General features: G+C 57.9%; 17 protein-coding genes. 9 read left to right on the top strand and 8 right to left on the bottom strand.

Going from position 1 to position 18,873, the window contains the following annotated elements:
• Positions 1–22: 22 nt before the first annotated feature.
• From hslO to AC2FLB_RS14750, 8 genes are all read left to right on the top strand, one after another.
• On the top strand, positions 23–1,000 hold the full coding sequence (gene hslO, locus AC2FLB_RS14715; RefSeq protein ID WP_271950591.1) for an Hsp33 family molecular chaperone HslO: 978 nt from the start codon (positions 23–25) through the stop codon (positions 998–1,000).
• Positions 984–1,589, top strand: a complete 606-nt coding sequence (locus tag AC2FLB_RS14720) for a CoA pyrophosphatase (RefSeq protein WP_496692611.1) — start codon at positions 984–986, stop codon at positions 1,587–1,589. Before hslO ends, AC2FLB_RS14720 begins: the two co-directional genes overlap by 17 nt.
• Positions 1,586–2,740, top strand: coding sequence for a CCA tRNA nucleotidyltransferase (locus AC2FLB_RS14725; protein WP_496709513.1), 1,155 nt, complete (start codon positions 1,586–1,588; stop codon positions 2,738–2,740). The genes AC2FLB_RS14720 and AC2FLB_RS14725 overlap by 4 nt, the downstream gene beginning before the upstream one ends.
• A 190-nt stretch (positions 2,741–2,930) precedes the next feature.
• Positions 2,931–4,769: an ABC transporter ATP-binding protein gene (locus AC2FLB_RS14730; RefSeq protein ID WP_496709514.1), complete on the top strand. Its 1,839-nt coding sequence runs from the start codon at positions 2,931–2,933 to the stop codon at positions 4,767–4,769.
• On the top strand, positions 4,766–6,598 hold the full coding sequence (locus tag AC2FLB_RS14735; protein ID WP_496709515.1) for an ABC transporter ATP-binding protein: 1,833 nt from the start codon (positions 4,766–4,768) through the stop codon (positions 6,596–6,598). Before AC2FLB_RS14730 ends, AC2FLB_RS14735 begins: the two co-directional genes overlap by 4 nt.
• Positions 6,599–6,636: 38 nt before the next feature.
• Positions 6,637–7,866 (top strand): class I SAM-dependent RNA methyltransferase, encoded by a 1,230-nt coding sequence (locus AC2FLB_RS14740; RefSeq protein ID WP_496709516.1) that lies wholly within the window; start codon positions 6,637–6,639, stop codon positions 7,864–7,866.
• 20 nt (positions 7,867–7,886) lie between these two features.
• Positions 7,887–8,672: an ion transporter gene (locus tag AC2FLB_RS14745; protein WP_271950705.1), complete on the top strand. Its 786-nt coding sequence runs from the start codon at positions 7,887–7,889 to the stop codon at positions 8,670–8,672.
• A 58-nt stretch (positions 8,673–8,730) separates the two neighbouring features.
• Positions 8,731–9,249, top strand: coding sequence for a L,D-transpeptidase family protein (locus AC2FLB_RS14750; protein ID WP_142637369.1), 519 nt, complete (start codon positions 8,731–8,733; stop codon positions 9,247–9,249).
• Here AC2FLB_RS14750 and AC2FLB_RS14755 read toward each other — a convergent pair.
• The 7 genes from AC2FLB_RS14755 to cysQ all read right to left on the bottom strand — a co-directional run bounded on the left by AC2FLB_RS14755 (position 9,233) and on the right by cysQ (position 17,198).
• Positions 9,233–10,678: a nodulation protein NodH gene (locus tag AC2FLB_RS14755; RefSeq protein ID WP_496692615.1), complete on the bottom strand. Its 1,446-nt coding sequence runs from the start codon at positions 10,676–10,678 to the stop codon at positions 9,233–9,235. The two genes, AC2FLB_RS14750 and AC2FLB_RS14755, sit on opposite strands and share 17 nt — an antisense overlap.
• 6 nt (positions 10,679–10,684) lie before the next feature.
• Complete coding sequence (locus tag AC2FLB_RS14760) at positions 10,685–12,385, bottom strand: DUF5927 domain-containing protein (protein ID WP_496709517.1); 1,701 nt, start codon at positions 12,383–12,385, stop codon at positions 10,685–10,687.
• On the bottom strand, positions 12,382–13,368 hold the full coding sequence (locus tag AC2FLB_RS14765; protein WP_496709518.1) for a glycosyltransferase family 2 protein: 987 nt from the start codon (positions 13,366–13,368) through the stop codon (positions 12,382–12,384). The genes AC2FLB_RS14760 and AC2FLB_RS14765 overlap by 4 nt, the downstream gene beginning before the upstream one ends.
• A 164-nt stretch (positions 13,369–13,532) precedes the next feature.
• Entirely contained in the window at positions 13,533–14,609 is a 1,077-nt protein-coding gene (locus AC2FLB_RS14770; protein ID WP_496709519.1) for a glycosyltransferase family 2 protein, read from the bottom strand.
• Positions 14,569–15,552, bottom strand: coding sequence for a UDP-glucose 4-epimerase GalE (gene galE / locus AC2FLB_RS14775; protein WP_496703229.1), 984 nt, complete (start codon positions 15,550–15,552; stop codon positions 14,569–14,571). Before galE ends, AC2FLB_RS14770 begins: the two co-directional genes overlap by 41 nt.
• A 48-nt stretch (positions 15,553–15,600) precedes the next feature.
• On the bottom strand, positions 15,601–16,401 hold the full coding sequence (locus AC2FLB_RS14780) for a 3-deoxy-manno-octulosonate cytidylyltransferase family protein (protein WP_496692620.1): 801 nt from the start codon (positions 16,399–16,401) through the stop codon (positions 15,601–15,603).
• Positions 16,401–17,198, bottom strand: coding sequence for a 3'(2'),5'-bisphosphate nucleotidase CysQ (gene cysQ / locus AC2FLB_RS14785; protein WP_496702870.1), 798 nt, complete (start codon positions 17,196–17,198; stop codon positions 16,401–16,403). The genes AC2FLB_RS14780 and cysQ overlap by 1 nt, the downstream gene beginning before the upstream one ends.
• A 122-nt stretch (positions 17,199–17,320) precedes the next feature.
• Between cysQ and AC2FLB_RS14790 the strand changes: the two genes are divergently transcribed.
• A complete protein-coding gene (locus tag AC2FLB_RS14790; protein WP_496692621.1) occupies positions 17,321–18,142 on the top strand; it encodes an ABC transporter permease in 822 nt (273 codons plus the stop codon).
• Here the strand turns inward: AC2FLB_RS14790 and AC2FLB_RS14795 are convergent.
• Positions 18,139–18,741 carry an alpha-ketoglutarate-dependent dioxygenase AlkB family protein gene (locus AC2FLB_RS14795; protein WP_496709520.1) on the bottom strand — a complete coding sequence of 201 codons (603 nt, stop codon included), beginning with the start codon at positions 18,739–18,741 and terminating at the stop codon, positions 18,139–18,141. The two genes, AC2FLB_RS14790 and AC2FLB_RS14795, sit on opposite strands and share 4 nt — an antisense overlap.
• Between the last annotated feature and the right edge of the window lie 132 nt (positions 18,742–18,873).

The raw sequence follows: 18,873 nt of genomic DNA on the forward strand, positions 1-18,873 counted from the left end.
CTGTGGCGTTTAAGGAAACCCCATGTCTCTTGGAACAAAAATCGCGTGGGACGACACCGTCCTGCCCTTTCAACTTGATATACCGGATATGCGCGGACGTGTGGCGCGGCTGGACGGAGTGTTGGATGGCATTCTGAAACAGCATGACTATCCCGAAAAGGTCGAGGCTTTGGTGGCCGAGATGGCCTTGCTGACTGCTCTGATCGGCCAGACCGTCTCGCTGCGCTGGAAGCTGTCGCTTCAGGTTCAGTCCAAAGGCGCCGTTCGGATGATCGCAACCGATTACTACGCTCCGCAGGCCGAGGGCGAACCGGCTCGCATCCGCGCCTATGCCAGTTTTGACCCGGACCGCCTGACCGATTCCACACCGTTTGATCAGGTGGGTGAAGGCTATTTCGCCATCATGATTGATCAGGGCGAGGGCACGCAGCCTTACCAGGGGATCACACCGCTGGCTGGCGGCTCTCTCAGCGCATGCGCAGAGGCGTATTTCGCACAGTCCGAACAGTTGCCGACGCGGTTTTCACTGAGTTTCGGCAAATCAACTGAACCTGGCGTCGGTGAGCACTGGCGCGCAGGCGGCATCATGCTGCAGCACATGCCCAAAGCGTCACCATTTGTAGCCAATGCAGAGGGTGACGGTCAGATTCTGTCGGCGGATGATCTGGTTGACGGTGAGGAAGGTGAAAATTGGGGGCGCGTCAACATCCTTCTGGATACTGTTGATGACCTTGAACTGATCGGCCCTTCGATTGCGCCAACCGACCTGTTGATCCGGCTGTTTCATGAGGAACAGCCACGGGTTTATGATGCGCAATCGGTTCAGTTCGGCTGCACCTGCTCGGAAGAGCGCGTGCGCCAAAGCCTGTCGATCTATTCGGCGCGCGACATCGAAAAGATGACAACCCCCGAGGGCCAGGTCACCGCCGATTGTCAGTTCTGTGGTGCCCATTACGTATTGGACCCCGTCACCGTTGGCTTCGATGCCGGTGAGGCCTGATCCAACAGAACAGCTGCGGGCGGCCCTGAGCCGCCCCGGCAACGGGTCCAGCGATTTCGATTTGAACCCTGATGCGGTTTTGCCAGCGGGGCGCAAGCTACGTCCAGCCGGGGTTCTGGTTCCGATTCTTGTAACGGATGAGGCCCCGCGCCTGCTTTTGACCAAGCGCTCATCGGCGCTGAAACACCATCCCGGCCAGATCGCCTTTCCTGGCGGAAAACAGGATGAGACCGATCCGGATGTAACCGCAACCGCCCTGCGGGAAGCACAGGAAGAGATTGGCCTTTCCTCGGATTTGCCTGAAATTCTCGGGCATTTGCCTACCCATGAAACCGTGACGTCTTTTGTCGTAACCCCGGTTGTCGCGATCCTACGAGACGGGTTCGACCCAATTCCTGAGCCGGGTGAAGTTGACGAAGTTTTTTCAGTCCCACTTGCGCATGTTCTAAACCCTGCGAATTATATCGTTGAGTCGCGTCGCTGGCGGGGCCAGCGGCGGTATTATTTCACCGTGCCCTATGGCCCTTATTACATCTGGGGGGCTACGGCCCGGATGTTGCGGGGCTTGGCTGCGCGGGTGAGTGAATGATGAAGCTATCAGAAAGCTGGGTTACAAACCCGGCAACCCAGACAGTCTGCGCCGTTTTGATCGATGCCGGTTTTCAGGCGCTTTTCGTCGGCGGTTGCGTCCGCAACGCGCTTTTGGGGGCGCCGGTCTCGGATCTGGATATTGCCACGGACGCTCCGCCCCAGCAGGTGCTGGATTTGATGCGGGCGGCGGGGTTGAAGGCCATTCCGACTGGGATCGAGCATGGCACGATAACCGTTGTCAGCCAAAGCATCCCGCATGAGATCACGACCTTCCGGCGAGATGTCGAAACCGATGGCCGCCGGGCTGTTGTGGCGTTCTCAGACAATGTTGATGAAGATGCCAGCCGGCGCGATTTCACCATGAATGCGCTGTACGCCCGCCCGGATGGGACGCTTTTGGACCCGCTGAACGGACTGCCCGATCTAAAGGCCCGAAAGGTCCGGTTCATAGGCAACGCCCAGCACCGCATCCGCGAAGACTATCTGCGCTCTTTGCGCTATTTTCGGTTTCACGCCTGGTATGGGGATATCGAAGCCGGGTTTGATCCCGAAGCGCTGTCGGCCATTGCAACCAATCTGGACGGATTGGCAAGCCTGTCGCGCGAACGGGTTGGGGCCGAGTTTATGAAATTGCTGACCGCGCCTGACCCTGCGCCTTCGGTCGCTGCCATGCGCAGCACGGGCGTTCTGGCACAGATATTGCCGGGGGTTGAGGATCGATCACTTGCCCCGCTGATCGCCTTGGAACAGCAGGCTGGGGCAAAGCCCGAGCCGGTCCGGCGGCTTTCCTCCATCGCCACGCCCGAGATTGCCCAGACCCTGCGTCTGAGCAAGGCCCAGATGCAACGCCTGACACGGATGCGGGATGAGGCCGCGGGAACCGCGGGCACTGCCGAGCTTGGGTTCCGTTATGGCGAAGAGGACGGCCTGCACGAAGTTCTGCTGCGTTGTGCTTTGTTGGAACAGCCCTGGTCCGAGGATAAGCGGCAAGCGCTCCGGGACGGGGCAGCAGCGGATTTTCCCGTGCGGGCCGCTGACCTGATCCCTGACTTTACCGGCCCGGCGCTGGGCAAGAAACTGGCCGAGCTTGAGGCGCGCTGGATCGCCTCGGGTTTCACCCTGACGCGCTCCGAGTTGCTGGTCGAGTAAATTGAAGTCTCAAAAGGGGATGACAAGCCGGATCGTTTGTGTTTTCTTGCGCCTGTAACATGAATGGAGGGATGCGAATGTATTACGGGATCTGGTTCGGCTAAAGCCATAACACTTGACCCGTAGGGGTGGTGTTCTGGCGCCATCTTTTTTCGCATGACTTGTTATCTGCTCAATCGGAGCACTCTCTATGTTTCGCTATTTCGAAAATCTCGTCGACCCTTTTGTCGACTACGAAGAAACCGACACGCCGCCGACACGGCTGTGGCCCTTTATGTTGAACTATTCCCGCCCTTTTATGCGGGTGTTCTTTTGGGCCGGATTGATTTCGGTCGTGGTGGCCGCGGTTGAGGTCGGTCTGATCTATTATATGGGTCGCGTTGTTGACTTGCTGTCCGCCCCGCCGGACGAAGTTTGGCAGACCCATAGTACGGAACTGATCCTGGTGGCGCTTTTTGTGCTGCTGCTGCGACCCATGCTGCATGTCGTTGACGTGCTGTTGCTGAACAACACGATCCTGCCGAATTTTGGCACTTTGATCCGTTGGCGCGCGCACAAGCACGTGTTGCGGCAATCGGTGGGCTGGTTCGAGAATGATTTTGCAGGCCGCATTGCCAACCGGATCATGCAGACGCCGCCCGCTGCGGGTGAGGCCGTGTTTCAGGTGTTTGATGCGATTTCTTTCTCGCTGGCATACCTGATCGGCGCAGCCATTTTGTTGATGACGGCTGATGCCCGGCTGCTGTTGCCGTTGTTGATCTGGCTCGTGCTGTATGGGTTTCTGGTGCATTGGACGGTGCAGCGGGTGGGGCCGGCTTCGAAGGCGGCCTCAGACGCGCGCTCGGCCGTAACGGGCCGGGTTGTGGACAGCTATACCAATATCCATTCCGTAAAGATGTTTGCCCATGGGGCACAGGAACTGGATTATGCGCGCGAAGCGATCGAGGAAACCCGCCGTACCTTTCAGGCTGAGATGCGGATTTTCACCATCATGGATGCGGTTCTGGTTGCATTGAACGGGTTGCTGATCGTTGGTGTGGTTGGCTGGGCGATTGCTCTGTGGATGCAGGGCAGTGCTACGGTCGGTGTGGTCGCGGCGGCCACAGCCCTGACCCTGCGCCTGAACGCGATGACCGGATGGATCATGTGGGCGCTGACCAGTTTTTTCCGCCAGCTTGGTGTCGTTGCCGAAGGTATGGAGACGATCGCTCAGCCGATCGACCTGTTGGATGCGCCGCAGGCCAAGCCCCTGCATCTGTCCAATGGCAAGATCGAGATTCGTGATCTGTCGCATCATTACGGTCGCAAGACCGGCGGGCTGGATCATATCAACCTGACCATCGAGCCGGGCGAAAAGATCGGTCTGATCGGACGGTCGGGGGCTGGGAAATCGACCCTAGTTAAGCTCCTACTTCGGTTCTACGATGTGGAGCAGGGGGCCATTTTGATCGACGATCAGGACATTGCCCGGGTCACTCAGGACAGCTTGCGCATCCATATCGGTATGGTGCAACAGGACAGCGCGTTGCTGCACCGTTCGGTGCGCGACAATATCCTCTATGGCCGCCCCGAGGCTTCCGAAGAGCAGATGATTGCCGCGGCCAAACAGGCCGAGGCGCATGAGTTCATCCTTGACCTGCAGGACCCGAAGGGGCGTACCGGCTATGATGCGCATGTGGGCGAGCGGGGCGTGAAGTTGTCAGGTGGTCAGCGGCAGCGGGTGACGCTGGCGCGGGTGATCCTGAAGGACGCGCCGATCCTGTTGCTGGATGAGGCGACCTCCGCGCTGGATTCCGAGGTTGAAGCGTCCATTCAGGAAACGCTCTATGGCATGATGCAGGGCAAATCCGTGATCGCGATTGCTCACCGCCTCAGCACCATTGCCCAAATGGATCGCATCCTGGTGATGGATGGCGGCCGGATCGTCGAGCAGGGCACCCATTCCGAATTGCTGTCACAGGGCGGGCTTTACGCCCAGTTCTGGGCACGGCAATCTGGGGGCTTCCTGAACACGGAGGCAGCTGAGTGAAACTTGCCGATCTCATAGATCCGTTCAAACCCACCGAAACGCCCCCGCCGCAAAGGCTGGGGGCGTTCATTCGCTGGTGCCTGTCCGGAGCTTGGCCGATGATCCTTGTCGCCTCCGTGTTTTCGGCCTCGGCCGGGGCGATGGAGGCCGGAACCGCCTGGATGCTGGGTCTGGTGATCGACATGGCAAACGAAAGCGGGCCGGATGGGGTTCTGACGGCGGGCAATCTTTGGATAATTGGAGGGGTCGCCGCATTTTTCATGCTGCTGCGACCGGCGCTGTTTGGTCTTTCGGCCTTTTCCAACAACTATATTGTCATGCCCAATATCCCGCCCCTGGTTCTGGCCAAGCTGAACCGGTGGACTTTGGGTCAGTCTGTGACCTATTTCGACGACGATTTTGCCGGGCGGATCGCTCAGAAACAGATGCAAACTTCGAACGCGATGGCCTCGGTCGTGTCCGAGACGATAAGCGCAATGGTTTTTGCGCTGGCGTCTCTGGCAGGGACTTTGCTTTTGTTAGGGTCTATTCATCTGCTGGTAATGCTGCCCTTCGCCGCCTGGTTGGCGGTGTATTTCCTGCTGATCCGCTGGTATTTGCCACGCATCCGGGCACGCTCAGCGGCGCGGGCCGGGGCGCGGGCGATGGTGTCGGGGCAGGTGGTCGACACGATCACCAATATCAAAACCGTCAAGCTGTTCGCCCATTCCGAGTTCGAGGATCAGGCAGCCCGAAACTCGATGGTCGATCTGCGCCACAAGATGCTGGCCTTTGGCAAGCTCTCCGCCAGTTTTAGGTTCATACTGATGGTTCTGGCCGGGGTGTTGCCCGTGCTGCTGCTGGGGGTGACCTTGCTGCTGTGGCGGTCCGGGATGGCCAGCGCTGGTGATATCGTTGCGGCGGGCGCGATGTCCGTGCGAATTTCGCAGATGACAGGCTGGGTCAGTTTCACGCTGATGGGGCTTTATGCCAATGTCGGCGAGATCGAGAATGGCATGAAAACCCTGGCCAAACGCGACCGGGTTGAGGATGCAGCCGACGCCACCCGGCTGAGCGCGCCCCAAGGCCAGATCGAGTTTGACCATGTCAGCTTTGCCTATGGCGGTGATATTGGTGGCGTGACTGACGTGACCATGACCGTACATCCCGGCGAAAAGCTGGGTATCGTCGGGGCATCGGGTGCGGGGAAATCTACGCTCGTTTCGCTTCTACTCAGGCTCTATGAAGGGGAAAACGGCGCAATTCGGATTGACGGGCAGGACGTCAATCAGGTGACGCAGGACAGTTTGCGCAGTCAGATCGGGATGGTCACGCAGGAAACGGCGATGTTCAACCGCTCGGCGCGCGAGAATATCTTGTATGGTCGCCCCGACGCCTCAGAAGACGATATGATCGCGGCTGCGCAAAAGGCCGAGGCGCATGAGTTTATCCTTGGCCTGCGGGATGCCCATGGCCGCAAGGGCTATGATGCTCATCTGGGCGAGCGCGGCGTCAAACTGAGCGGCGGTCAGCGGCAGCGGATTGCGCTTGCACGCGCCATCCTGAAAAACGCGCCGATTCTGGTGCTGGATGAGGCGACCTCGGCCTTGGATTCCGAGGTCGAAGCCTCAATCCAGACCGCGCTGCATCGGGTGATGCAGGGCAAGACGGTGCTGGCCATCGCACACCGGCTGTCAACGCTAAGCGAGATGGACCGGATCGTCGTTCTGGATCAGGGGCGGATCGTCGAAAGCGGCAGCCATGACGACCTGCTGGAACAGGGCGGGCTGTATGCCCGGTTCTGGGATCGCCAATCGGGCGGGTTTATTCAGGCCGCCGCCGCCGAATAAGGGTTTTGTTGTGGGTAAAGCCCAGCTATCAGGCCCTCATGACGCAGCATTACAGCATTTTACGCCTTGGTCATCAGGGCGACGGCATCGCCGATGGACCGATCTACGCCCCCCGCACCTTGCCAGGGGAGGTTGTCAGCGGGACATTGGTTGGTCAAGTGCTGAGCGACATTCGGGTCGAGACCCCCTCTGACCGGCGGGTCAAAGCACCGTGCCGGCACTACAAAGCCTGCGGCGGATGTCAGCTACAGCATGCCGCAGATGATTTCGTCGCTGATTGGAAGGTTGAGGTCGTGCGCAACGCACTGGCCGCGCAGGGGCTCGAGGCCCCGATGCGGCCGATCTATACCTCGCCGGAACGATCACGGCGACGGGCTACGATTGCGGTTCGGCGGACCAAAAAAGGCACCATGGCCGGGTTCCATGGCCGCGCCTCGGACACGATCACCGAGATTTCCGATTGTCATCTGCTTGATCCGGCCCTGATTGCAGCCGTCCCCGTGGCCGAGGCGCTTGCCCTTTTGGGCGGTAGCCGAAAGGGGGCGTTGGCCGTTACGTTGACCCTTTCCGAGGGTGGTTTGGATGTCGCCGTCAAAGGCGGCAAACCGCTGGACGGTCCGTTGGAACTGGCCCTGGCACAGGCGACCGAGGCACATGGGCTTGCGCGGCTCAGCTGGGATGGCGAGGTGATCGCCTCGCGTCACGCCCCGATTCAGCGATTTGGCGTGGCGGCTGTCGTGCCGCCTCCAGGGGCATTCCTGCAGGCCACGAAGGACGGAGAACAGGCTCTATTACAGGCAGTATTGCAGGCAACCAAGGGCGCCAAGCGGGTTGTGGACCTGTTTGCGGGTTGCGGGACATTCTCATTGCCACTGGCCGAGGACGCCGAAGTACACGCGGTTGAGGGTGAGGCCTTGATGACCGACGCGCTCGATCAGGGCTGGCGTCGCGCGCAAGGTCTGAAACGGGTCACGACCGAGGCGCGCGACCTGTACCGCCGCCCATTGATGCCTGATGAGCTGAAGAACTTTGACGCGGTTGTCCTGGACCCGCCCCGCGCCGGGGCTGAGGCGCAGGTGGCCGAGCTGGCGCAAGCGCTGCCCCCGGTCATCGCCTATGTCTCATGCAACCCCGTGACCTTTGCGCGGGATGCAAAAAACCTGATTAACGCAGGCTATACCCTTGAATGGGTACAGGTGGTGGACCAATTTCGATGGTCGTCACACACGGAACTTGCCGCGCGGTTTGCACTAAACCCCGCATCATGACCAAACAGGAGAGTTTCAGAATGGGGCTTGCCCAGCGCCTGCATGATATCACTGAAAACCCGACCTTCGGTCGGTTCATCACAGGTGTCATCATCTTCAACGCCATCCTGCTCGGCATGGAAACCTCACCGACGCTGATGGAGGCCGCGGGTCCCTTGATCGTGGTGTTGGACAGCCTCTGCCTGACCATCTTCGTTGCCGAGATCGCGATGAAGCTGGTCGCCACGGGGCGGCGGTTCTTTACCAATGGCTGGAACCTGTTTGACTTCATCGTTGTTGGCATTGCCCTGATCCCAAGCGCCGGTGGCCTGTCAGTTCTGCGGGCGCTGCGGATCCTGCGGGTCTTGCGGGTGATCTCGGTCGCGCCACGGCTGCGCCGGGTGGTTGAGGGTTTCATCTCGGCCTTGCCGGGTATGGCCAGCGTTTTCCTGCTGATGGCGATCCTGTTTTACATCGGCGCGGTAATTTCAACCAAGCTGTTCTCGGGCACATTCCCGGACTGGTTCGGCGATTTGGGCCTGTCGGCCTATACGTTGTTCCAGATCATGACGCTGGAAAGCTGGTCCATGGGCATCGTGCGCCCGGTGATGGAGGTTTATCCCTATGCGTGGATATTCTTTGTGCCTTTCATCATGGTTACGACATTTGCAGTGGTGAACCTGTTGGTTGGTCTGATCGTGAATTCAATGCAGGATGCCCATCACGCCGAGGATGAGGTGAAAACCGATGCCTATCGTGATGAGGTGCTGGAAAGGCTGGAATCCATCGAACGCCGCTTGCTTGAGCAGTCGAACAGCAAAAAGTGATTTCAGTTTTCTGGATTTCTGGCATAATCACAAAAAAAAGCAGAAGCAGGCATTAAACATGGATCGTCGAGCATTTGGAATGGGTGCTGTGGCTACGCTGGGTCTTTCGGCCTGCGCCTCGGCCAACCCCAGATTTCTGGCCTATGATGGCCCCGAGGTGACCTCTATGGTCATCAACAAAAGCGCGCGGAAGCTTTATCTTCTGCACAATGAACATGTCCTCAAGGAATATAAGGTCGATCTTGGCTTTGCCCCCAATGGCACCAAAACAAAACGCGGCGACGGCCGCACGCCAGAGGGCACCTATTTGATCGACCGGCGCAATCCCAAAAGCCGCTATCACCTGTCGCTGGGGATTTCCTATCCGGATTCGAAGGATATCGCAGAGGCCAAGGCTGCGGGCGTTGATCCGGGCGGTGACATTTTCATCCACGGCGAGCCGAAAACCCGGTCCGAGAAAAAGCGTGCCAAGAAGCAATCGGATTGGACGGCAGGGTGCATCGCTGTCAAGAATGAAGAGATCGAAGAGATCTATGCGATGGTGAATCGCGGCACAGTGATTACGCTGCGCCCGTAACCGGCTTCCAGACGTCAAACCCGAATTGCATATAGTCGCGCTGGTAGGTTTCGGCCGCCAGCGCCTCAAGTTTGGTGTCATAGATATCGCTCAGTGAAAACGGGATATCTGGTCTGGTATTGCCGGGCGCGGGCGGGCTGTCATGACCCAGCCGCCGCGCCAGATCAGGCAGGGCAGTTGCAATTTCTTCCTCGCGCAGGATCAGATCCGGCAGGGCAAAACCGACTACGCCCTCCAACACCTGCGCCTGACTGCACCAAACGCCGTCAACGCGCACAGGGGTTTGTCCCGCCAGGTTTTGCCGCAGGAAGGTCAGAAAAGCCGAGAATGCCTCATAATGCTGTTCGATGGGGTAGTTTTCAGCGCGTAACTGTCCGGGGATCGGAAGCTTGAACCGGTTGCGCAGCATATTGCGGATTTTCAGATAGGCGCCGGGCTCGGTGCTGAGGATGTAGGAACAAAAGGCCGAATGTGCGCGTACCAGCGGGTGCCGCACCACGGTGAATTTGCGATGCCCCGGATGATCCTGTAACCACTGGCGGGTCTTTTTGCGGTTTTGATCAGTGATCAGGTCATCCGCACTGATTGAATCAAGCGCTGCCATCCATTGCTTCACAACCCCTTCAATGCCGCTCCGCACGGGCAGATACATTAACGGGGTTTTCGGCGTGGCGACATAGGTCGCAACGGCCGCGCCACGCCGAGGTTCAAAATTCGGAGTTCTGTGCAGGCTGAAACTGTCGATGCGCGACAAGGCCTGTTCGGTCTCATCAGGGTTTGTCACCTTGGACAAGGCCGGCTCAGGGTTTTGGGGTTTGAGCGTGTCGTCGATCGTGGTCAACCGACCCGATACCCCAAGCCAGGCCGCCAGGCCGTTCAGGCTGTCGAGCCGGTTCAGATCGTCGTAAGCGATGAAAAAGGCGGTTTGCCCGCTGGCCTGAAGATGATGCAGCAAAGTCAGTTGAAAGGCCTGTTGCTGGTCCAGATAGTTTTCGAATTCACGAGGGTTGAAGGCGATCTGCTCGGTGCGCCGCCGCTTGACGTTTTTCAGCTGCCATTGCTTGGTCTCGCGCGCAATCTTCAACGAGATATAGCTGTCCAGAGGGTTGCGCGTCAGAATGATCTTGGCGCAACTCGGATCATCTAAAACAGGCTCTAACACACGCGGATCATGGCCCTGGAAAAAGCGAAACCCGTTCATTTCACCCTCAGCTGATCGGATGGCGTTCAGCAGGGTTTTAGGGTCATTGTCGCGTTCTTCGAGAGTGACGCCCAGCAGGCTGTCCCCCTTTAGCCTGCCAATGAAATGAGGATTGAAGGCCTCACCATGGCTGGAGACACCTTCCAATGCGTTCAGATTTGCCTCAAGCAGGTTCGATCCGGTCCGCATGGCGGCAAGTATTACGAAATAGTCGAATTTGGATGACATGAAACGCTATTGCACCAGATATGGTTTTCGATAAGGCCTGAGTTGCCGGCCAAAAATGTCATCGGCTGGAAAATCTCCCATAAGATAAGGGTGCATACCCTGGTTCTTCAGGTTTTGCAGGAACTTCCCGAACCCGGACAGGTCAACCATCGTAGGGGCTTGGGTCAGGTGGCTGGGGTTCTGGCATCCGGTTTCTTCCAGAATGGATTGCAGAGGCTCCATCGGAGATTCCACAAACTCGGCCAGCGACCAGGTGCGCACATTGGCCTTGGTCCAGACCGAAGTTAAAACCTCAAGCTGTTTGGTCTCGATTTGTTGCAGGCGGGCGGCTTCGTTACGGATATCCGCGAAATTTCCATTCGAACGGAACAGGGGAATGGCCCAGGCGCCTGTGACAACGGAAATCTGCGCATTTCTGTCGCGCGCCAGAAACCAGTTGATGTCCTGCGTATCCGTGGGGCCAAATTGAAAGCACTGCCTCTCGCCCCGAGTATTCCAGATCAGGTTCGACAGAAACGCTGTAGGGTTATAGTCCCGCAGGCTGGCACAATCGCTTAGTGCGCCGTTGACCAGAGGCGCCCCGCCGGCGAATTCCGCACGTTCGGGACCGAAGAGGTGACCGTGGACCTTTGTTCCGGTGGCTTCCGACAGCCAGGGCTCGAAATCTGCGAACAGTTCGGTAAACCCTTGGAATACCGAATAGGGGAACGACGTCAGTCCGTTCTCGCTGCCGTGGCGGGGAAAGCGGCTTTGCATATACAGGCCATCCCGGCCTCGAGTCCTGCGCTCGACCGCTTTCGAGAATAACCGGTCGATCTTGCCCGGGTTGGGTTCTGTAGGCTTCATCGCCTGTGCCTGGTTGGTCAGAAACGCCTGATAAAGCCGATTGGCCTGGGGCCAGATCTTGCGTGCTACAAAACAGTCCGACCGTCGCAATAGCTGTAGATGATCGTCATAAAAGATATGCGGGCGACCTTGATAATCAAATTTGGACAGCGTCAGGGAGCGACTTTCGATATGTGTTGAATAAAGCCGGGTTAGGGTCTGAAAATAGCTTTCGTCGGGAATCCAGACGCGCCGGAAATAGCGGTCATATGTTTTGCGTTTGGGATCTTGCAGAATGGCCGACAGCGTTTGACGGGTCAGGCACCACCATTGACTGCCCATATGCGGCACCAGACCTTCGGGTATCGACCGTCGGATTCCGATGGTCCGCTGTAGCTTTACGTAAGCGTCGAACAATTTGCGCTGTTTACGCCACGAGAACGGAAATCTCAGAGTAAATCGTTCCTGATCCAGTCCGCCAATCGTCCAGCTTACATCAGCTGTTGTCGCGCTTTCGATAAAGTCGACACGGGGCCGTTCCGCTAGATATGTGGCCAGCTCATCGACGGGCCGTAGCGGCAGGCAGGCGCCCGAGGCCAGAAAGATATGGTGTACATCGGGAAAGGCCTTCAGCATCAGTTCAGCCGCTGATTGCGAGGCTGCAACAATGCCCCAACCGCCCCAGTTGCAGGTGTGGCGCTCCGAGAACCGGATCAGAGGTTCGTCCGCACAGGAGGCTACAAAGTCATCAAAAACAGTGTCCGCAACCTTGCGGTCGACATGGATCACCACCGGGCAGCCGGATGCCGCCCAATGGCGCGCGACCTGTTGCGCCCTTGGAAGCGCGGCATGCACCAGCATGATGACGCCAAGGCTGCTCATGCCCAGTTCCCTTTCGACATGAGGCCAAGAATCTCAAGCTGTCGCCAGTTTATATAAGCCTCGGACCAGTCGCACCAAAACACCGGACGGTCGTTCAGCCCTTCGGCATAGGCGCGATATTCGCCGGACCCGCGATAGTGCTGACGCCGCTCCATCTCTTCATGTGCCTTGTCGCCCAAGGTGTTGATCAGCTTGGCATGCAGCAACGCCCCGCTGGTTTTTTCGCCACCCCAATCGTCATAGACTTGGTTCAGCCCGCGTGGCAGCAGCGAATGGGTCGAACTGACATAGACATACCGACGGTCCCACTTGACCAGCGGTATCTTGTTCAACGCAGGCGCCTTTTCCGGAGCCTGGCGGAAAAAGACACGGGCGCGCGGCCCACCCTGTATCCAGAGATTCCCGTATTCAGGGTTTTTGCTGATCACATAATTCCCGGCATCGAACCAACGGGCAATCTCGAAGGGGTCTTGCCCCTCACGATAGGGTTCGGCATCTACCGGGCCCTGCGGGTACATGTCGATCAGCATGGTGCCGAAACTGCGGACGGCACAGCCATCAAGCCAGTCGGTCAGGGCACGAATGGGCCGCGTGTCGCAGAACGGATAGATGAAGAACTCATCCGGATCGACCGTCAGAACCCAGTGCCCATCGGCGTATTTGCGCAGCAGATAGTTCGACCAATCAGTGCCATATGTGGCCCGCTTATAGCTGCCGTTGGACTGCCAGACCGATACGTCCGGCTGACGACTCAGAAACTCGCGGGTGCCGTCGTCGCTGTTGTTGTCCACAAACAAAAAACGATCAACGCCAAGTTTTCGGTAATATTCCAGAAAATAGGGCAGGCGGATTTTTTCGTTTCGCACAACGCTCATCAACAGGATGTCACCGGGTTGAATGGCGTTGGTTTTGTCGGAAACCGCTTCTAATTCGCGCCGTTTGCGAACGCAACGCAACAGGCGGCGCTTGCGCCGCAATCTCATTCGGTATGAATCCAACAGGCTCACGCGACTGCCCAACCTTTGTTTATACGCGAGCATACCCGGGGCCTGAACAAGCCAGAGTGGAGCCGGGCGAATGCCATTTTATGCCACTTTACCATCTAATGAAGCAACGCATTTAAAAGTAGTTAGTCCGAAACGTTGTTTTACCAGTCAGTTTTGCCCATCAAGCCAAGCTCACACAGTTGGCGCCATCCGATATATTCCACTGATTGTGGATCCCACATGATCGGGCGGTTAATTATGCCGTCATAATAGCTGTCGAACTCCGCCGGGTCGTGAAAATGCTGCGCTCGGGTTTTCTCGATTCTTGATTTGATGACCACCTCGGGCAGGAACTTTGTGTGCAGCAACACGCCTGAAGGGCCGTGGCTCCCCGGTCCGTCATATGTGGCGTTCAAACCTCGGGGCAGGGCGGAATGGCAGGAGTTCACGTAAGCATAGTGCCGCGACCAGCGTACCAGCGGTATTTTGTTTAAAGTTGGTGACCGCTCGGGCCGGTCAGCAAAAAACACACGTTCCCGTGCACCGCCCTGAACCCAGAGATTGCCCAGCGGCGATTGCCGATTGGCGCGCAACGGGCCTGGATCAAACCAGCCCAAAACTTTGGTCGGGTCGGTCCCGGGGTCATAGGGCTGTGTGCCGAGCTGATCTTTGGGGTACAGGTCCAACATCAAGGCTCCGAAAGCGTCGCGCCCCTGCACCTCTAGCTGTTGGGTCAAATCCTGCAGCAGATGGCTGTCCCATTCGGGATAGATAAGCAACTCATCCGCATCCACCATCAAAGTCCAATGGCCGTGACCAAATCGCATCTGTAGCCAGGTCAGCCAATCCAGCCCGTATCGTGAGGCGCGATAGCTGGCATCGGTTTGCCACAAGGATACATCCGGTTGATCTTTCAGATATGCGACCGAGCCATCATCGCTGCCGTTGTCCACGATCAGAAAATGATCAACGCCCAGCGACCGGTAGTGATGGAAATACCAGGGCAGGCGCGTGATTTCATTTCGCAGGGTGGTAAAGACCAGTATCGCACCCGGGCGTATCTGGTCGGTTCGGTCGACCAGTTGGGTTAACTGATGGCGGCTGCGAAAGGATCGCCACAACAGCCGCCTGCGTTTCAGGCGCAAGCGATAGCGTTGCACCCATCCGATTGGCGGCAGGGTATCGCTCACGCGGCCCTCATCTGTCGTAATGCCCGTTCTGATGCCAGCGCCAGGCATCGGCAATCATCGTCTCTAACACGGACCTTTTGGGGGACCAGCCCAGTTCTTGCCCGGCCCTGTCCGAGCCCGAAACCAGCTTGGTGCAATCTCCGGCGCGGCGTGGACCGATTGTATAGGGCACTGCGCGATTGGTGACGGATTTCGACTGTTCGATCACCTCCATCACTGAAAAGCCGGACCCGGTGCCCAGGTTGAAAACGCGACTGTCTTTGCCCTGTTCCAGCCAGCGCAGCCCCAGAACATGCGCGTCAACCAGATCGCAGACATGCACGTAATCGCGGATACAGGTGCCATCGGGCGTGTCATAGTCGGTTCCGAACACAGTCAGCCCGTCGCGCTTGCCGTCAATCGCATCCAACATCAGCGGAACCAGATGGGTCTCGGGGCGGTGGAATTCGCCTACCTCTCCGTCCGGATCGGCGCCAGCCACGTTGAAGTAGCGAAAAATCACGTGGTTCATCCCGTGAGCGGCCTGGAAATCACGCAGGATATCCTCGATCGCGCGTTTGGAGGCGCCGTAAGCGTTCAGCGGGTTTTGCAGGGTGTTTTCGTCCAGGACCACATTGTCATGTTCGCCATAGGTGGCGCAGGTCGACGAAAACACGAAATCCAGACATCCAGCCGCCACGGCGGCCTCGATCAGGGTCAGCGAACCGGTGACATTGTTCGCCCAATATCTTCCGGGTTCAGACATCGCCTCACCCACCTGGCTGAGCGCTGCAAAATGCATCACGGCGGCGGGCTGATACTTGGCGAAAACCTCATCCAGCCGCGCCCGATCCAGCAGATCACCCTGTTCGAACGGGCCAAATTTGACCGCGTCCTGCCAGCCGGTGATCAGGTTGTCATAGGTGACAGGTGTGTACCCGGCCAGCGCCAGCGCCTTGCAGGCATGGGATCCGATATATCCGGCACCGCCGGTTACAAGGATATGTGTCATATCAGATCCCGTTATTCCGGTTTTTCAGGGTGCGACAGCCTGCGGCACTCAGTCCAGCCCCATCGCGGCCATCATCTCTTCAAGTTTGGGAACGTCCTGCGGATTGTTTAGTTCCCAGAACTGGCGGCCTTTGGATTCGACTTCAACACACAGAACCTTACGCCCGTTTTCCATGAAACGCAGCTGTTCCAGCCCTTCCAGCTGCTCTAATGGACCGACAGGCCAGGACGGATAAGCCGCCAGCGCGTCAGGGCGGTAGGCATAGACGCCGACATGGTGAAACACCGGCGTTTCCTCCCCACCCGCATAAGTCTGTGAAGTAAAGGGCACGACCTCTTTCGAGAAATACATCGCGCCGTGATCAGCGGCGAAAACGGCGGTTGTTCCACCGACGCGCCCGTGTTTGCGGTCATTCAGCAGGCTGTTGAGCGCATCGCCGTCGCAGCGCAGAACCGGAGTGGCCACCCCAGCCTTGGGTGCGGCACGCAGACCGGTGATCAGATCTTCGACGAACCAATGCGGGGTCAGCGGTGCATCGCCCTGCAGGTTCACCACGATGTCATAGCTTGCCCCCAGCACATCATGCGCTTCGGCGCAGCGTTCGGTGCCATTGCCACAGGTTTCCGAGGTCATCACAACCTCGGCCCCGAACCCTTCGGCCACCTCGCGAATGCGGTCGTCATCGGTGGCAACCACAACGCGGTCCACGCCCGAGACCGAACTGGCAGCGCGCCATGACCGCTCGATCAGAGTCATTGCATTGCCACTGGCCCCGGTGAGCGGCACCAGAGGTTTGCCCGGATAGCGGGTCGAGGCGTAGCGGGCGGGAATGGCGATCAGAACGGACATCAGGCCTCCTTCAGGTCTACACCCGGAGCGTAGGCGATAAAGAACGGGTTTGCATAGCCGTCCTTGCCATAGGTCAGCGGCGCATGATTGTCGAACCGGACAACTTTGCCGCCCGCACCTGTCAGCACGGCGTGACCTGCTGCGGTATCCCATTCCATCGTGCGGCCAACGCGGGGATAGATATCTGCCTCGCCCGTCGCAATCAGGCAGAATTTCAGCGACGAGCCCGCGCTTTTGCTGTCCTGCACTTGATATTTGTTGATGTAATCGTCGGTCGCCTGGTCACGATGTGACTTCGAGGCCACGACCAAAAGCGCGGAATTGTCTGGATCAGAGACCGAAATCGGAGCCACGGCGCCGGGTTGATCCTTGTCCAGCGCGCCGGTTTCCTCGACCGATTGCCCGTCGGCCAAAGTATAGAACATCCGGCCGCGGGCTGGCGCATAAACCACGCCACGCGTTGGGGTGCCGTTTTCGACCAGCGCGATATTAACGGTGAAATCGCCGCGCCGGTTGATGAACTCTTTGGTGCCATCCAGCGGATCAACGATCAGGAACGTATCGCCTTTTTCAGAATGCGAGGCGGCCTGTTCCTCAGTCACCAGCAGGATATCGGGGAACGCCACGCGCAGACCGGCCGAGATCAGCGCATCGGCGGCCTCATCTGCTTCGGTCACGGGGCTGGCATCGGATTTGACCTTCACGTCAAACTCATCCGAGTTATAGATGTCCATGATCGTATCGCCCGCTTCCAGGGCCAGACGTCGGATGACGGGGATGAGGGCATCATAGGTCACAAAAAAGCTCCGTTCCTGTGATTTGTTGATCGAATAACCTGACGGCCTTATGCTGTGCTGGTTACGGAACGGCAAGAATTTCGTGCCAGATTGCAGGCAATAATACAGGAAAGACGCTTCGGGTGTTTTATTACAAGCGAAACCGGTCGCTTATAGGCGGTGCGTTTACGACGGCGGAACTGGTGTTTCACGCCGTGGTCCGGAATGTCCGATCTCAACACAGCAATGCCGTGCTTTCGGTGCTTATCAATATTTTCCAGGTTCTGGTGCTGGTGAGTGTGTTTTACGTGATCATGTCCCTTCTTGGCGCGCGCGTTGCCAAAATCCGGGGTGAGTTCATTCTGTATCTGCTGTCTGGGGTTTTCCTGTTTCTAACGCACATTAAAGCCGTCGGTTCGGTTTCCGGAGTGGACACGGGTAATAACCCGATGATGCTGCATTCGCCGATGAACATGATGGTCGTGCTTATGGCTGCCGCTTTCGGGTCGCTGTATACTCAGGTTTTGACAATCGTCATCATCCTGTTTGTCTACAGCGTATCGGTTGCTCCGCTGGAAATTCAGGAGCCCGGTGGCGCCTTTGCCATGCTGATGCTGGCCTGGTTCACGGGCTGTGCGGTCGGCGTGGTGTTCATGGCGATCAAGCCCTGGTTTCCGACCACTGCGACGATCATGAGCACGATTTACCGGCGCCTGAATATGGTGTTCTCGGGAAAAATGTTCGTCGGCAATGCGCTGGGCGGGTTCATGTTGACCATGTTCGCCTGGAATCCGTTGTTTCACATTATCGACCAGTGTCGGGGTTTCGTTTTTCGAAATTACTATCCGCGCAATACCAACTGGGAATATCCTGTCTGGGTCGGGTTGGCTCTGTTGTTGATCGGCTTGCTTGGAATTTTCTTTACCCGCCAGCATGTGTCGCAAAGCTGGAGCGCACGCCGTTAACCCGCCACGCGTAAGGTCAGGTTGATCCGCCCGCCCTTTGGCAACAGTTTTGAAGACCCGAAACGAATGCGATCTACCCCGTGATAGGTCAGGCGCGCAGGTCCGCCCATCACAACAACATCACCCGAGCCAAGCCAGATCGATTCCGTTTTGCCCCCTCGGGTCGTGTTGCCAATGCGGAACAACGCGTCGTCACCTAATGAGATCGAAAGGACCGGCCAGGAAAAATCGGCCTCGTCCTTATCCTGATGCAGGCCCATTCGCGCCCCTTCGCCATAGTAGTTGACCAAGCAACAGTCGGGGTCACGTTCGGGGCTGGCAAGATCGCGCCAGATATCCAGAATGAAGTCTGGAATGGTGGGCCATTCCATGCCCTTTGGATGGTGCGGCTGGTACCTGTACCCGTTCTTGTCAGTGACCCAACCCAGCGCCCCGGCCGAGGTCATGCGAACAGACATTTCCTTGCCCGAAGGGGTGGTCGGGCGGAACAAAGGTGCTGATTTCAGAATCGGACGCAACAGCGTGATCAGCTGTGCCTGGGCAGCTCCGTCAAGGTAAGCTTTCCTGATTTCAAAACCGCGTAAAAGCAGCCGCGCCATTCCAGATTCCTCAATCCTTGCCAAAACCTTGCTAAAAAGGCTGCAGATTCCTGAAAACCTGCATTTGTGAATGCTTGCAGGCCCCTGTTCCCGTCCTTATATACGCCGGGACGCGCGATGGTGTAGGACCAT

It is taken from the genome of Ruegeria sp. CDSA236, from assembly GCF_059611285.1.